General features: G+C 34.0%; 12 protein-coding genes and 4 pseudogenes. 10 read left to right on the top strand and 6 right to left on the bottom strand.

Going from position 1 to position 16,497, the window contains the following annotated elements; translation table 11 throughout:
- Positions 1-267: 267 nt before the first annotated feature.
- A pseudogene (locus BAQ49_RS28620) lies at positions 268-593 on the top strand (PDZ domain-containing protein); the annotation flags it as partial.
- Positions 594-801: 208 nt separating this feature from the next.
- Positions 802-2,211, top strand: a complete 1,410-nt coding sequence (gene gndA, locus BAQ49_RS28625) for an NADP-dependent phosphogluconate dehydrogenase (RefSeq protein WP_071748049.1) — start codon at positions 802-804, stop codon at positions 2,209-2,211.
- A gap of 75 nt (positions 2,212-2,286) precedes the next feature.
- Here the strand turns inward: gndA and BAQ49_RS28630 are convergent.
- From BAQ49_RS28630 to BAQ49_RS28655, 5 genes and pseudogenes are all read right to left on the bottom strand, one after another.
- Positions 2,287-2,536: pseudogene (locus BAQ49_RS28630) on the bottom strand (cyclase family protein); the annotation flags it as partial.
- 28 nt (positions 2,537-2,564) lie between these two features.
- Positions 2,565-4,040, bottom strand: a complete 1,476-nt coding sequence (gene zwf, locus BAQ49_RS28635; RefSeq protein ID WP_116733517.1) for a glucose-6-phosphate dehydrogenase — start codon at positions 4,038-4,040, stop codon at positions 2,565-2,567.
- 566 nt (positions 4,041-4,606) lie between these two features.
- Positions 4,607-4,981 (bottom strand): YxeA family protein, encoded by a 375-nt coding sequence (locus BAQ49_RS28645; protein WP_071748051.1) that lies wholly within the window; start codon positions 4,979-4,981, stop codon positions 4,607-4,609.
- A gap of 686 nt (positions 4,982-5,667) precedes the next feature.
- Positions 5,668-6,825: a hypothetical protein gene (locus tag BAQ49_RS28650; RefSeq protein ID WP_071748052.1), complete on the bottom strand. Its 1,158-nt coding sequence runs from the start codon at positions 6,823-6,825 to the stop codon at positions 5,668-5,670.
- Positions 6,826-6,961: 136 nt separating this feature from the next.
- A pseudogene (locus BAQ49_RS28655) lies at positions 6,962-7,207 on the bottom strand (ABC transporter permease); the annotation flags it as partial.
- Between BAQ49_RS28655 and BAQ49_RS28660 the strand changes: the two are divergent.
- Positions 7,200-7,781, top strand: a pseudogene (locus BAQ49_RS28660) (ATP-binding protein); the annotation flags it as partial. The pseudogenes BAQ49_RS28655 and BAQ49_RS28660 sit on opposite strands and share 8 nt — an antisense overlap.
- Positions 7,782-8,054: 273 nt before the next feature.
- A complete protein-coding gene (locus BAQ49_RS28665) occupies positions 8,055-8,420 on the top strand; it encodes a YxeA family protein (RefSeq protein ID WP_071748053.1) in 366 nt (121 codons plus the stop codon).
- 206 nt (positions 8,421-8,626) lie between these two features.
- Here the strand turns inward: BAQ49_RS28665 and BAQ49_RS33190 are convergent, their stop codons facing one another.
- The gene (locus tag BAQ49_RS33190; protein WP_165616087.1) at positions 8,627-8,779 is read right to left on the bottom strand and encodes a hypothetical protein; all 153 of its coding nucleotides are present in this window, start codon (positions 8,777-8,779) and stop codon (positions 8,627-8,629) included.
- A 518-nt stretch (positions 8,780-9,297) separates the two neighbouring features.
- Here BAQ49_RS33190 and BAQ49_RS28675 point away from each other — a divergent pair.
- From BAQ49_RS28675 to alo, 6 genes are all read left to right on the top strand, one after another.
- On the top strand, positions 9,298-9,975 hold the full coding sequence (locus BAQ49_RS28675; protein WP_071748055.1) for a response regulator transcription factor: 678 nt from the start codon (positions 9,298-9,300) through the stop codon (positions 9,973-9,975).
- 632 nt (positions 9,976-10,607) lie between these two features.
- A complete protein-coding gene (locus BAQ49_RS28680) occupies positions 10,608-11,621 on the top strand; it encodes a siderophore ABC transporter substrate-binding protein (RefSeq protein ID WP_071748056.1) in 1,014 nt (337 codons plus the stop codon).
- A gap of 19 nt (positions 11,622-11,640) precedes the next feature.
- A complete protein-coding gene (locus BAQ49_RS28685; RefSeq protein ID WP_071748057.1) occupies positions 11,641-12,657 on the top strand; it encodes an ABC transporter permease in 1,017 nt (338 codons plus the stop codon).
- Positions 12,654-13,718 carry an iron chelate uptake ABC transporter family permease subunit gene (locus tag BAQ49_RS28690; RefSeq protein ID WP_071748058.1) on the top strand — a complete coding sequence of 355 codons (1,065 nt, stop codon included), beginning with the start codon at positions 12,654-12,656 and terminating at the stop codon, positions 13,716-13,718. The genes BAQ49_RS28685 and BAQ49_RS28690 overlap by 4 nt, the downstream gene beginning before the upstream one ends.
- Positions 13,715-14,467: an iron ABC transporter ATP-binding protein gene (locus BAQ49_RS28695; RefSeq protein ID WP_071748059.1), complete on the top strand. Its 753-nt coding sequence runs from the start codon at positions 13,715-13,717 to the stop codon at positions 14,465-14,467. Before BAQ49_RS28690 ends, BAQ49_RS28695 begins: the two co-directional genes overlap by 4 nt.
- Before the next feature lie 449 nt (positions 14,468-14,916).
- Positions 14,917-16,455, top strand: a complete 1,539-nt coding sequence (gene alo, locus BAQ49_RS28700) for an anthrolysin O/cereolysin O family cholesterol-dependent cytolysin Alo (RefSeq protein ID WP_071748060.1) — start codon at positions 14,917-14,919, stop codon at positions 16,453-16,455.
- The last annotated feature ends 42 nt before the right edge of the window (positions 16,456-16,497 follow it).

Here is a 16,497-nt window from a genome sequence, read left to right on the forward strand (position 1 = left end):
GATTCAAAAAATAACCCGCCACATCTGAAAATTTTTCCAATTAAACTTTTGGGATAAGTCATATGGGATACTCTTTCCTTAGGGAAATTGGCAAATAGTCTACCGTCCCAATTAAGTACACTCTACCGAGATGAATTTAAAATGTATATTGTTAAAAAACAATTTAAATAGAATATTTCGGGTTTGGGAAAGTAAAAAGATACAAAAATTCTATTTTTTACAGATGTGGCGGGTCAATGTCCGGATCGTTGTCGTATGCCAATGAGGGAACGATTTGCTGATGAAACGCGTCCAGCGTATTTTACAGCGCGCAATGATGGATTAGTAGTTGTTAGGCACGATCCCGAATACAGTCGGTGCAGAATTTAATCTGAAGCCCGGAGAGGTTATTACGAAAATAAACGGCGTGATTCCTAAAAGTACAGAGGAGTTTTATGATGCGCTGCAGTCCAAGACGACAGGGGCATTGTGTAAGTTAGAAGTACTTGATACAAAAGGTTAGCTTCACCTTGCTCAAACAGCGCGGTGGACATCATGAATTAGGCATTGTGTTTGTAGAGCAAGATCATAAGTGGGATACGGAAGTTGGATGATGTGATTTTTCATGATTAATTGATAAGGATGGAAGTTTCTCTTTATTTTTTAACTTGATGGCGATGTGCCGTGTTCCTATGATCTTTTACACGCATCTTGGCGGAGCATATTGAAATGAATAAGATGGATTATTTGATTAAAGTGTTACTTTAGGTATATATACTATAATATAGACAGAGTAACATGCATAGAAAGGAACGATGAAATATGCCAAAGCAAAAAATTGGAGTTGTTGGTGTGGGCGTTATGGGAAAAAGCCTCGCACTTAACTTTGAAAGTAAAGGGTATTCTGTTGCCCTATATGATATTTCAAAGGAAAAAGTAAATGAAATCATTGAGGAAAACCGTGGTAAAAACATGGTTGGTACTCACATGGTTGAAGAGTTTGTTAACTCACTTGAATCACCTAGAAAAATTTTATTAATGGTTAATGCAGGGGAAATTACAGATAAGGCGATTGATTCTCTGCTTCCTCACCTCGATAAAGGTGATATTTTAATTGACGGCGGTAATACATACTTTGTCGATACAATTCGCCGAAACAAACGTCTTGCCGAAAATGGAATCAATTTCATTGGAGCAGGTGTGTCAGGCGGAGAAGAGGGGGCATTGAAGGGACCGTCTATTATGCCGGGCGGACAGAAGGCTGCATACGAAAAAGTGAAGGATATGCTTGAAAATATCTCTGCAAAAGTGAATGACGAGCCTTGCTGTTCTTATATCGGACCTAATGGTGCGGGCCACTATGTAAAGATGGTTCACAACGGTATTGAGTATGGAGATATGCAATTAATTTGTGAAGCATATTTCTTCTTGAAACAAACACTTGATTTGACTGCAGAAGAGTTTTATGAAATATTTGCTGAATGGAATAAGGGCGAACTGAACAGTTATCTAATCGAGATTACAGCAGACATTTTCACGAAGAAAGATGAAGAAACTGGAAAGCCATTAGTGGATGTTATTCTTGATACTGCGGGACAAAAGGGCACAGGGAAATGGATAAGCCAAAGTGCACTTGATTTAGGTATTTCTCTTCCGATTATCACAGAATCTGTATTCGCACGTTGTATTTCTGCTTTAAAAGAAGAGCGTGTGCATGCAAGCAAATTATTATCTGGCCCTAAAGATAAACCAGCGCTTGGAATTGAAAAAGCAGAATTAATTGAAGCAGTGCGCCAAGCTTTATATATGAGTAAAGTTTGTTCTTATGCGCAAGGATTCACGCAATTAAAGGCAGCTTCTGAGGAATATGACTGGAACCTTGATTTTGGCAGCATTTCTATGCTTTGGAGAGGCGGATGTATTATTCGTGCAGCCTTTTTACAGAACATTAAAGAAGCTTATGAGAAGAACACTGACTTACCGAATCTTTTACTTGACCCATACTTTAAAGAAATTGTGGAGTCATACCAAGGCGGATTACGTCAAATTATCTCATTGGCTGTACAACAAGGTATTCCGGTACCTGCATTTTCAGCAGCGATTTCTTACTATGACAGCTATCGTACTGCAACACTACCTGCAAACTTGTTACAAGCGCAGCGCGATTATTTTGGAGCACATACGTATAAACGAGTAGATAAAGAAGGTACATTCCATACGAAATGGATATAAAATAAAAAATGGACCAAGATTGAAATCTTGGTCCATTTTTTTATTCTGCATTAACGGGCAGTTTCATTTTATTGAAGTAATACCACCTTCAACATGTGTCAGGTCAAAAACCTTTGTTTCGCCCACCAATTTCTCGATATCAGGTGTTTCAAACGTGTCTCCGTCATTGATCATATGCGTTCCTGTATGAGCATCCATTTTTAATGTGGATTCTGTTACATGACCGTTTGTAACTTTAGAAAGTTGAGGCTGTTTTTTCTGGTTTATTTTTATATACAGGCATTCCTTCGTAAATAGGTACTGTAATGTCATATACTTTTTTCATAAAAATTCTCTTTTTGCCTTTGCTAGGATTAGATTGAATAGTCACTATCATCGGAAATTGGCCACCAATGTAAGCTGTTTTCTGCAAGCAAATCATCTGAAGCTTGAGGTCCCATTGATCCTGATTCATAAGTAAGTAAATCGGTTGATACATCCTGTTTCCATGCTTTAGAAATAACATCAACAAATTTCCATGATAATGCTACTTCATCCCAGTGAGTAAAGTTTGTTGCATCGCCTTGAATTGCATCATATATCAGCTTCTCATAAGCTTCTGGTGTATTTACTCCGTCTACGCAGTCATTGCAGTAATCAAGTTTAAATGGTTTCGTCTTTTCAGAAGTACCGATTTTCTTACCATTTAAAACAAGAGAAATTCCTTCATCCGGCTGAATATGAATAATAAGCAGGTTCGGATGAACGCTGTTTTCTAATTTAGAATATAAATTCATTGGCAATTCTTTAAACTGAATAACGATTTTTGTTGATTTCTCTTGCATGCGTTTACCCGTACGAATGTAGATCGGCACACCAGCCCAGCGGAAATTGTCTATTAATAATTTACCCGCCACAAATGTTTCCGTTCTTGAGTTTGGATCCACTTTATTTTCGCTTCTGTACCCAGGAACTTCTTTTCCGTTGATTGTTCCTGGACCATACTGACTTCGCACAAAGTATTGATCCACTTCGTCTACTGCTATTGGTCGAAGTGCACGTAATGCTTTAATTTTTTCGCTTCGGATTTCTTCTGTTGTTAAACGAATTGGCGGTTCCATTGCCAGTAAAGCAACCATTTGTAACATATGATTTTGTATCATATCTCTTAAGGCACCGGAATTGTCATAGTATCCTCCGCGATCCTCTACGCCTAAAGATTCACTGGATGTAATTTGAATATTAGAGATGTATCTATTATTCCACAATGATTCAAATATTGCGTTTGCAAAACGAATAACGCCAATGTTTTGAACCATTTCTTTTCCTAGATAATGGTCAATGCGATAAATTTCATCTTCCGCAAATGCGTGACGAAGTTCTTCATTTAATTTTTGTGCGGATGGCAAGTCATGTCCAAAAGGTTTTTCGATAATCAATCGATTCCAGCCGCTTGAGTTTGTCACGCCTTCTGATTTCAAGTAAGAAGCAATTGTTCCAAAGAATTCAGGAGCCATCGCCATATAAAACATTCTGTTTCCTGGAATAGTGAATTGTTCTTCAAGGTTAGTAATTAATGCATTCAAATCTTGGTATGAAGCAGTATTCGTAACATCAAACGCTAAGTAGCGGAAATGAGTTAAAAATTCATCTAAATCATTCCCTGGTTCAATTTTTGACTCTTGAATAGAGGATAGTATATTTTTACGAAATACATCATCACTCCATTCACGTCTTGCTACACCAACAACAGCAAAATTTTTAGAGAGCTGTCCTTTTTTATATAGGCTATATATAGAAGGGAATAATTTTCTCTTCGCTAAATCTCCTGTTGCTCCAAATATAACCATAGTGCAATATGTATTGTCGTTATTGTTCACTGGGTACCCTCACCTTTATTAATGTATATCGAATAGTATCTCACAAAATTTTAACACAATTTGAAAGAAGTCTCCTACTTTTAAGTATGTGTAGGAAAGCAGGAATAAATCTTTTATTAAGGCAAAGTAGAAAATCAAAAGAAAAAGCACGAAATCATCTCTACCATGTAATTGTAAACGTAAAGTAACTCCAAAATATACAATAAAAGTTGATTTTAGAGTTATTTTTTGTTTACTTCACTTTTTTTCGGCACTCTGCAACTAGATGGTAAATCCATTGACCACGGCAAGACTTTATCAATTTCCTCTTCTTTGTTAGAGGTCATGGGTGTATCATATAAAGATTCTAATGAATAAGCTAGTAATTTTGAATATCCTATGCTGCTAATAGGTATTTTTATTTGCTGTTTTGTGAAATTCACGGTCAGCTTATGGGTTAATAATTAACACACGGCCAACTTATGCTTCCACAAATAAAAGGAGTATCTCTTGCTTAACAAGAGATACTCCTTTTATTTGTTTTTGATAATCATTTATTATTTTATCCCTAATTTTTCTTTTGTTTTTGCAGGTAAATCTGATTTTTGTACTTCTTCATAAGATTTAACTTCTGTGTCTGGTATATCTGTTTTCTTTTTGTCCTCTTGTTTAATGTAAAGGCGTAAAAATGCATTTTCTTTCATTTTTTCATTACTTGGTTTTTGACTAGCGAAAGTAACTTTTTTTTCGCCTCCATCTTCACCGTAAGTAGGTAAAGTATAGACACGTTTATTATCTTTAATTTCACCTTCACCTTGGATTTGAACGTAGTATTCTTCTGTACCAATTTTACTTGGAGAAGATATATCACATCCCACCGCAAAGCTAGCGAATAGGGCGAAAGTTGCGCATGAAGCAAGTATTTTTTTCATATAAAAACTCCTCTAAAAGTTATTTGTATGTTTAAACTGGACTAACTAATTATTAGTTTACAAGGAATGCATATGTGCAAATATCGATGTATCTAACTGGAAACTTACATTTTTGTAAGGAACCATTATTTTGAAATCTATCTATATAAAAAGTGATTTTTAGTCATCTTGAATGATCTTAAATTTAAAGTAGTAAAGAAGATATATTACATAAAAAGTTGTTGAGTGATTTTAATAACAGCAGCAACACCAGATAGTAAAATGAAACCGCCTAAGCAAGAAACAGTAGCGATGTAGCTGAATAATAAGTCTTGGTTTTCTTTCATAAGAATTCGCTCCTTTAAGTGATTTAATAATGTATGATTGCAATGAATTTGTATATTACATGAAAAGTTGTTGAGTGATTTTAATAATAGCGGCAACGCCAGATAGTAAAATGAAACCGCCTAAGCAAGAAACGGTAGCGATGTAGCTGAATAATAAGTCTTGGTTTTCTTTCATGAGAATTCGCTCCTTTAAAAGTGTCTTTATTGTTGATTGATTATCTACTTTTAGTTTATATAAAATGTAAGATTGGAAACATCGAAGTAACTAACGATTGGCTTACAGTATTGTAAGGAATCTTACAGAAGTATGAAAAAAGGCTATTCTATTGAAAGAATAGCCGAAGTCTGAAGTAGATGATTTTAGGAAGTTCTCTCATCTAACTTCATTTTTTTAATGAATTGTTTCGTTTCTGGATTTGTAAGGAGAAGTAAGCGGAATGATGTTCCACCGTAATAGACACATTTCTTGATTTTAGTAACTATTGTTTGTTTTTGTGTAGGAGAAAGACGATCGATGTCATTTTCTTCTAACAAATAAATAACCTCTAACATATTCATTTCTGCTTTTTGGGCGATACGATTAGATTTTAACTTTATATACATAAAATTAATGGTTGCGCCAATTGTATAAGGTAATAAAGCTAATTGAGCTTTCTTTTCTAAATTCGTTTTAAAATCACTCATATTAAAATTCATTTCCTCGCCAAGTAGTACAGAAACATCCTGAATAAAAATAACGAGCAATAATAGCGTTGTTGCAATCATTGAATTGGATATGAAAAAAGCATTTTCTGTACGACTTAGTTGATAAGGAGGACGTATCCATACAATTCCCATTTGGACGATAATTCCGATGAAAATTGTTAAGATGATGGAGAAGTTATTTAAAAGGTCAAAATGAGTTAAACTACCTATCGTTGATAATAAACTAGTACTTATTATCGTTCCAGTGATAACTGAAGAGAGTATTAATAATATGGTCATTAATATATTTGTCCATTGTAGTGCAAGATAAAGGCTAGTCACTGTTACCGCACTTAAAAGTAAAATCATTTGCATCACATTAGAGATTAGGTCTGAAAAAGAAGATGAGATGGATGCATTAATTTGTAATAAGCTATTGAAGCTCGATGCAGAGATGAGCAAGCTATACAATATTTTTGTATAGCACTTGTAAATGTACCTTCGATAAGGTAATTCTTTATGGGAATCAAAGAGAGAAAAGAAGGTCAATTCTTTCACCTTTTGATGTTCTTGTTTCATTTCGAAGTAAATATTTTTAGCGAAATATAGATAAAGTAACATGACCATAAGCCAACTCATATTAACGAACCATAGCCCATAAAACTCCTTGGGGTTAAAGAGAATAGAAATGATTTTGGTCCCTATATACATATAAATAGCAATACAAATAAATGCATTTGTTTTTTTGCTTAAGTTATAGGCGGAAAATTTTCTAATCCGTTTACTAAAGAAAAAGTGTAGAGAATTTCTTAGTAGTTGTTTCACATGTTGCAATAAAATAACTCCTTTCGTCTATTCAGATCAGTTGTTGAAATTTAAAAATAGAATTTAGTTCATATATTAGTATAGTGGATAAATGATTAATAAGGGTATAAAAAAGCTGATGACAGCATGTCACCAGCTTTTTGTATTATCTTTCTTTCGGAAGCACAATACTTTTATACAACTGAACTGTAATTAAGTAATAAACAGTGTAGATTACCGCAAAAATCGCCAGTGGAACCCAAATACGGAAGTATGGGTCAACCATAATGAAGGAGAACATATTCATACCAACAATTACATGGGAGATGCCAATAGTAGCTGGGAATAAGAATACTAACAATAACTCCTTATAGATAGATCTCGCTAATAGCTCACGACGAACTCCTATTTTAATTGATAAATTAGAGGATGAGTTAGGGAAAATAGATCACTTCGTTGAACAAGCTTTATATTATTCACGGCTTGATTCCTTCTCAAAAGATTATTTTATTCAAGAAGTTTCTCTAGAGGCGATTACGGGAGCTAGTATGAAAAAATATGCTAAGTCATTTATTTCAAAACGCATTCAATTTAAACGCACAAACTTACAACTTTTAGTAGAGAGTGATACAAAATGGCTATCTTTTATTGTCGATCAGATTGTGGCAAATGCATTGAAGTATACTGATTCGCATGGAGAAATTAAGTTTATTGGAGAGGAAAGCGAAAATGAAAAGCGTCTCATTATTCAAGATAATGGAATTGGTATTAAGCTTGAAGACGCTGGACGAGTATTTGAACGTGGATTTACAGGAGTGAATGGACGAGTTCATACGAAATCAACGGGATTAGGATTATATTTAGCGAAACGATTGTCTCATAAATTAGGGCATGATATTTCTATTGAATCGAAAGAGAACGAATATACAAAAGTGACACTACACTTTCCTAAAGGCAATCAATATCATACGATCGCGAAAGTATAACAAGAGCACTTATTCTATGGGTAAGTGCTCTTGTTATGCTTTCTTTTATTTAGTATGAGCAAAGGGTCTTTTTGTTTGCGGCAAAATTATGCTTCTTTTATAAAATGCTAATAATGTTGTAAGCCAGAATGATAGGATTACAAAAGTGTAATGTGGGTGTAAGGAAACTGCATTGTCCCTTTTTTTTAGATAAAGCATACTTAAGGTAAGGAAGATTTATATGTTAATGAATATAAATCTTACAAGTAGAGCAGAAAGGTTAGGTATTATCGTATGAAATGGATCATGAGAATTTTTGTATTATTAGCTATAGTAGGAGGGGCTTTCTACTACCTGAAGTCAGGGAATGGATACTATTCAACTAAACAATATTATGTAAAAGTAATGACGGATTCTAAAGTAGAAAACGAAAAATTGAGTAATGGAGAAGTTCTTACGTATCATGTTTACGATGAGAAGGTGTACGATAAAAAAGGGGAAGAAAGAAAACTGCAAATTTCCGTACAAGATAAATTGGAAAAAAATCAATATTATTTGATTGATTGGGAAGATCGTCGTGGGATTGTTTCTAAAATAGCTAAAGTAGATCAAGCAAAAATAGATAAAGGTATCGTAGACAAATTGAACGGTGCCTCATAATGAGTTAGGACAAATTAACTAGTAGCTGTGTTAGAGCAAAGAGGTTAAGACATTTTAGAAAATAAGAGAGTGTGTTATAAAAACAAAAGGATCGAACCGTCTGGTTTGTCCTTTTTTATTAGGAGCGAATTGAGGCTGTAACACCTGCACAGATAATTTCCGGAAATACGAAATCAATATAAAAGAGGAGTATCGTTATAAATGACTTATCTAACTACAATTTTATCAATAGCAGGTATCGTTATCATGTCTTTAGCAAGAATTAATTTTAGAATAAGGGCGTTTGTTAATAAACCTGCTTGGGGGGGCTTCACTCTTCCTTTAGTCCTAATTGGATTTATTTCATTTTGTGCTGGCATGATTTTGGCTTTTGTAAATCATCAACTGTAAGGTGAGAATATTGTGAAGACGGAGATCTAAATGGTTTTCGTCTTTTTGCAAATTTAAAAAGATTTTTTAGCAAAGCTTATCCACCTACAGGGCTTTTTAGTTGTACTACAATTTACGGAACAATTTATAATTTCGCTCATGTTGCATAAGAATCTAACTAATCAAAAAGCCAACTTTCTTAATAGAAAATTGGCTTTTAATATGTTGAAATTTTTCTGTAGACTATGCTTTTATTATATTCCAAATAAAATAATAAATATCAATGATGGAACAAATTGCAGTTACTATATAATAGCTACTCTTAATGATTAAATAATATGTATTTAAATCTTCATATCCTTTGTGTTTCTATCCATATTTATTGTAAGATTATATAGAGTTCTCCTAATAAGCTGTTATAATGGCTTTTTTTAGGGATTTAACATTTATAAATCTTAAATTATGTTTTTATCTAACTAAGTTATATTGAAGTAGAGGTGAACCATCGGTGAAGCAGGTGTTAGTAATTAAGAATGAACGGTCTTTAGCGAAGAAAATCGTAAGCGGTCTAACGCAAGAAGGCTCTTTCATTTTAAAACTTCACAATGAAAACCAGGGTTTAAATATAATATATGAACAAGATTGGGATATTATCATATTGGATTGGGATTCATTAAGTATATCCGGACCAGAAATTTGTAGACAAATACGACTTGTTAAAACGACACCGATCATTATTGTGACCGACAATATTTCTAGCAAGGATTGTATAGCAGGGTTACAAGCAGGAGCAGATGATTATATAAGAAAACCATTTGTGAAAGAAGAATTAGTAGCAAGGGTTCAAGCGATTTTAAGAAGAACTGACTGTATCCAGCAAAATGAGATAAACTTTTTTCAGTTTAAAGATCTCTTTGTTGATGCATCTAGCAATATTGTGAAAAAAGGTAGTGAAAATCTCTCACTTACGAAGCGCGAGTACGATTTACTTGTATTTTTAATCAAGAATAAAAACACAATATTGAGCCGTGAAATGCTTTTGAATCAGGTTTGGGGATATAACGTAGTAGTAAATCCCAATGTAGTAGACTTATATATTGGGTATGTAAGAAAAAAATTAAAGTGTGAGAAGAAAGACAGATATATTCAAACGATACATGGCAGAGGCTATTCAATGGTTGATTGATAAAAATAAGATAATAGGTAAAGTGCAGTTTGTTATAATAGAAAAAACGAGTAAAACTGTTTCATTCAGTTTTACTCGTTTTTTTGTATTAAATTTGATAATCAAATAGTTTCTGAGAAATATTAAAAGACGGAAACTATAAAAAGAATGTTTCTATCAGGCAATGAATTATGAAAATATTAGCTATTAATGGGCGTGCTTTGTAGGAGAAATCATGGTTTATCCCGCTATTTGCCGGGTAGTAAGACCCCAACCTCAAAATTCAGCGAAAGCAAAGAAGTTAGGTGGGGGGCGTGCTGTCCGTAAAGCCCGATTGGTGAAGGCTAATAATCAGTGGGGGATGAACAAAAACCACTGATTATAAAGTTTCACTTTATAAGGTGCTTATCTATTGGTTAGTGTGGAGGGGACGACTCTAGCGCGCATTAGTTGAGACCGTATCCAATTTATATTTAATTTTATTAACTCACACCATTCACAAGATTTTCACAGAACTAATGACTATACTAATTAACAGGATGTTCAAATGAAAATGATTATCAATAGCGATTTGGGTGCATAAAAGTTACTATCTAATTCAATCTATGGACTTTATCATTTTCGAACTAAATTACATTATAAGGAGTATACGTATGAAAAAATCTATGCTTTTAAAATTAGTGAGTATTCTAGCAATCTTCACTTTAATGTTAGTAGCTTGCTCGGATTCAAGTAAGGAAACTTCGAAGGCTAATAAAGGTGATAGTAGTGATAAGCCAAAAACGGTTGAAATCACTGATGCTCATGGAACTGTTAAAGTCCCTGTAAATCCAAAGAATGTAGTTGCTTTAGATAATAGAACTTTTGAAACTTTATCTGATTGGGGAATTAAATTAGCGGCTGCTCCAAAGGATATCATGCCTGCAGATTCAGCATATAAAAAGGATGAAAAAGTTCAAAATATCGGGAATCACCGCGAACCAAATCTTGAAATTATTGCAGCGGCAAACCCTGAACTTGTAATCGTTGGTCAAAGATTCGCTGACCATTACGAAGAAATCAAAAAATTAGTGCCAAATGCAGCAGTTATTGACCTTAATGTTGATGTTTCTGAGAAGGCTACTAAGCCTGGCGAAAACTTAGTAAAAGGTCTTAAAGACTCTACACTTACTTTAGGAAAAATCTTTGATAAAGATAAAGAAGCTAAACAATTAGTAGCTGATTTTGATAAATCTATTGAAAAAGCAAAATCTGCTTATAACGGAAAAGATAAAGTTATGAGTGTTATCGTTACTGGTGGGAATATTGGTTTTGCTGCTCCACATTCTGGTCGTGTTTGGGGACCAATGTATGAAATTTTCGGTTGGACTCCAGCATTAGAAGTTTCGAATTCTACTGCAGGTCATAAAGGTGATGACGTTTCTGTTGAAGCAATTGCACAAACAAATCCTGATTGGATTTTCGTATTAGATCGTGATGCTGCAACATCTGATGCAGCTACTTCAGCTCCTGCTAAGGATGTTATTTCTAAATCACCTGCTCTTCAAAACACAACTGCTGTTTCTAAAAAACAAGTTATTTATGCACCAGAAGATACTTACACAAATGAATCAATTCAGACTTATATAGAGTTATTTGGAAATATCGCAAAAACTTTAGCTAAGTAGTGTAAAGGAGTACGAAACAGTGTCAAAAAATATGATTTCTAGGGTTGAGAATATTTCTCAACCCCAGTTTTATAATCACAACAAAATATGGACAAAACCTTTTATAATAGCGATTATGATTGTTATAATTTTAGGGATTATATCACTGTTTACTGGAGTTTATGATATACGTGGACAAGAGGACGGAATGGAGATGTTTTTCATAACTCGTGTTCCGAGAACAGTTGCATTAATGCTTACTGGAGCTGCGATGGCGATGGGAGGACTCGTAATGCAACTCATTACACAGAATCGTTTTGTTGAACCTACTACAACGGGGACTATTGAATGGTCAGGCTTAGGCCTGCTTTTTGTGTATTTATTATTTCCTGCCCCGACTTTAGTTCAAAGAATGACTGGTGCAATCATTTTTTCTTTTATAGGAACTATGATTTTCTTTTTATTTTTAAGAAGAGTTAAACTTCGTTCGTCTTTAATTGTCCCGATTATTGGATTGATGCTTGGAGCAGTTATTTCTGCAGTGTCTACTTTTATGGGACTTCTTTTTCAAATGACGCAAAGTATTGAAACTTGGTTTGTAGGTTCATTTGCTAACATTCAGGTGGGAAGATATGAATATTTATGGCTGATTGTTATCATTTCTTTTCTTATTTTTATGTATGCTAATAGATTGACTTTAGCTGGACTAGGAGAAGATGTCGCAACAAGCCTTGGAGTTAATTACAATAGAATTGTTCTTTTTGGGACTGCTCTTATCTCTGTTGCAGTTGGAATTGTTGCAGCTGTTATTGGGCACTTACCTTTCTTGGGATTAATTGTGCCAAATATTGTTTCAATGTTTAGAGGAGATGATCTTAGGAGTAATTTACCTTGGGTTTGTGTGATTGGAATGGGGACAATAACTGCCTGTGACATCATTTCTCGAACAATTATAAAGCCTTTTGAAGTCCCTGTTTCTCTAATACTTGCAACAGTGGGAGCAGTTGTGTTTATTACTATTTTATTGAGACAAAGAAAACCAAGGAGGCTGCGATGATCACATTAGAATATAAGAATAAAGAAAATGTCGAAATCGATTCTAGCCTTCATAATGAAAGTAGATCAGCTAGTGCTTTTCGTTCTAAGAAGGAAGCAAGACGGTATTGGATTTTACTGATAACATTGATTGCTTTAGGTCTCCTTTCTTCATATGGACTTTTAGTTTATAACAACCCAGTTCCGATAGATTCACCTTCTTTTATTCCAGTTGTTAAGAGAAGAATAGTAGCTATTGTTGCGATGATTATTGCTGCAGTTTGCCATAGCTTATCGACAGTTGCTTTCCAATCTATTACGAATAATAAGATTATTACTCCTTCACTTTTAGGTTTCGAATCACTTTATTCAGCAATTCAAACGAGTACAATATTCTTCTTTGGTGCTAGTGCATTGCTCAATTTTAATGGAATTGGATCATTTTTATTTCAAGTCGTTGTTATGGTCTTCATGAGTTTGATACTTTATGGATGGTTACTTTCCGGTAAATACGGGAATTTACAACTTATGCTTTTAGTTGGAATTATTATTGGTACCGGGTTAAATTCTGTGTCAACCTTCATGAGAAAACTACTTGCGCCTTCAGAATTTGATATTTTACAAGCGAGATTATTTGGTTCTGTTAATCATGCAGATCCTGCTTATTTTCCCGTTGTAATTCCTATGGTCATAATTGTAGCAGTATTAATTTTTGCTCATTCTAAGAATTTGAATGTTTTGTCACTAGGAAAGGATGTTGCTACTTCTTTTGGAGTTAAATATCAACCTAGTGTAATTTATACGCTTGTATTAGTTGCTATTTTAATGTCCATTTCAACAGCTCTAATTGGGCCACTTACTTTCTACGGCTTTTTAGTAGCAACTTTGAGTTATCAGGCGGCGTCAACTTATGATCATAGATATATTTTTCCAATGGCTTTTGCAATAGGATTTTTAATAATGACGAGTGCATACTTTTTAATGTATCATGTATTCCATGCTCAAGGTGTGGTTTCAGTTATTATTGAATTATTTGGTGGAATCATATTCTTAACTATAGTTTTAAGGAAGAGGGCTTTATGATAAAAATTGATAATGTTAAAAAGTTCTATACTGATAAGGTAAAAATAGGACCTTTGGATATTGAAATACCAAAAGCAGGCTTTACTTCTTTAATTGGACCAAATGGCGCTGGAAAGTCAACGACACTTTTGATGATTGGCAGACTTTTAGATATGGATGAAGGTCAAATTCAGGTAGCGAATATGGATGTTTCTGAATCCAAATCAAAAGACTTAGCAAAAGTTTTGACTATATTGCGACAAGAAAATCATTTTGTAACGAGGCTTACTATTAGACAACTAGTTGGATTTGGGCGCTTTCCTTATTCAAAGGGAAGATTAACTAAAGAAGATGAGGTTATCATTTCTAAATATATCGATTTCTTAGACTTAACTAGTTTAGAGAATAGATATTTAGATGAGCTTTCTGGTGGTCAAAGACAAAGGGCATATGTAGCGATGGTATTGTGCCAAGAGACTGAATATGTACTTTTGGACGAGCCTCTAAACAACCTGGATGTTGCTCGTTCTGTTCAAATGATGGAGCACTTGAGACGTGCGGCTAATGAATTTGGAAGAACAATTCTGACTGTTATGCATGACATAAATTTTGCAGCCAAATACTCTGATAAAATTTGTGCTATGAAAGATGGACAAATTGCTGCTTTTGGAACAGTAGAAGAGGTTATGGACCCAACACTTTTGACAGATATTTTTGAAACAAAAATAGAGATTATTAATGGTCCTTATGGGCCGATCGCAGTTTATTAGTTATAAAATGTAAAAAATACTGTAGCTTGCGTAGATTATGCAAGCCACTCTAGTTGAAGTTGCTGTCTATATTTTATAGACAGCAGCTTTTTTTATGTGATTACTCATAAAATGCAAAAGAATGCTTCACCTTTTCAAGTATGTACCAAACGAAAAAAATATCTCTGTATAGCTTTTTAAAAGAATTCAGCTTGGTTTTTTATATGTAATATTGCATATCAGAGTGTATTGATAAAAATGTAAGGGGTCACTATAATGAGGGCATAAAGATAAATCACATTTTCGTAGCAATAAAAAGGAGGAAATAATATGGAAATCGCAATGGCAGTTTTGAAATTTGTAGGTGGCGTAATCCCGTTAATTCAAGAACTTTTAAAAGCATTTATGTAGGTTTATTAGTTAGCTATCATTTATCAATCATTATCATATTTTACTAAAAAAAGAACGGGGTGATTTTTCTGAATATTAAGAAAAACACTAAAAGAAGAAAGTTCCTTGCATGTTTATTAGTTAGTCTATGCACTATTAATTATTCATCTATTTCCTTCGCAGAAACACAAGCAAGTAATGCAACTGATGTAACCCAAAATGCTAGTGGCATTGATACTGGTATAGCAAATCTTAAATATAATAATCAAGAGGTTTTAGCTGTAAATGGTGATAAAGTAGAGAGTTTTGTTCCGAAAGAAAGTATCAATTCAAATGGTAAATTTGTAGTAGTGGAACACGAGAAAAAATCACTTACAACGTCACCAGTCGATATTTCAATTATTGATTCTGTAGTGAATCGCACGTATCCAGGAGCTGTACAACTTGCAAATAAAGCTTTTGCAGACAATCAACCGAGTTTATTAGTGGCTAAGAGAAAGCCTTTGAATATTAGTATAGACTTACCTGGCATGAGAAAAGAAAATACAATCACTGTTCAAAATCCGACATATGGTAATGTAGCTGGAGCAGTAGACGATTTAGTATCTACTTGGAATGAAAAGTATTCCACAACACATACGTTACCTGCAAGAATGCAGTATACGGAATCTATGGTTTATAGTAAATCACAAATAGCAAGTGCTCTTAATGTTAACGCTAAATATCTTGATAACAGTCTAAACATTGATTTTAATGCGGTTGCAAATGGAGAGAAAAAAGTGATGGTAGCGGCATATAAGCAAATATTTTATACGGTAAGTGCTGAACTACCTAACAATCCATCCGACCTTTTTGATAATAGTGTTACTTTTGGTGAGTTAACTCGAAAAGGCGTAAGTAATTCGGCTCCACCTGTTATGGTTTCAAATGTAGCTTATGGTAGAACAATTTATGTGAAATTAGAAACAACATCTAAGAGCAAAGATGTACAAGCTGCTTTTAAAGCCTTACTTAAGGATAACAGCGTTGAAACAAGTGGACAGTATAAAGATATTTTTGAAGAAAGTACCTTTACTGCTGTAGTATTAGGTGGAGATGCGAAAGAGCATAACAAGGTTGTTACTAAAGATTTCAATGAAATCCGAAATATCATTAAAGATAATGCTGAATTAAGTCTTAAAAATCCAGCATACCCAATTTCATATACAAGTACTTTCTTAAAAGATAATGCAACTGCTGCTGTTCATAACAATACAGATTATATTGAGACGACAACTACAGAATATTCAAGTGCTAAAATGACACTTGATCATTACGGTGCTTACGTTGCTCAATTTGATGTATCTTGGGATGAATTCACATTTGACCAAAATGGTAACGAAGTACTAACACATAAAACATGGGATGATAGCGGAAAAGACAAAACGGCTCATTACTCTACAGTTATCCCTCTTCCACCGAACTCAAAAAATATAAAGGGCGTAGCAAGAGAATGTACAGGTCTTGCATGGGAATGGTGGAGAACAATTATTAATGAACAAAATGTTCCATTAACAAATGAAATAAAAGTTTCAATTGGAGGAACAACATTATACCCAACTGCTAGTATTAGTCATTAGGTATAAAAAAGCGCCCTGTAAGCAGGGCGCTTTTTTACTTAG

The organism is Bacillus proteolyticus (assembly GCF_001884065.1).
GTDB lineage: Bacteria > Bacillota > Bacilli > Bacillales > Bacillaceae_G > Bacillus_A > Bacillus_A proteolyticus.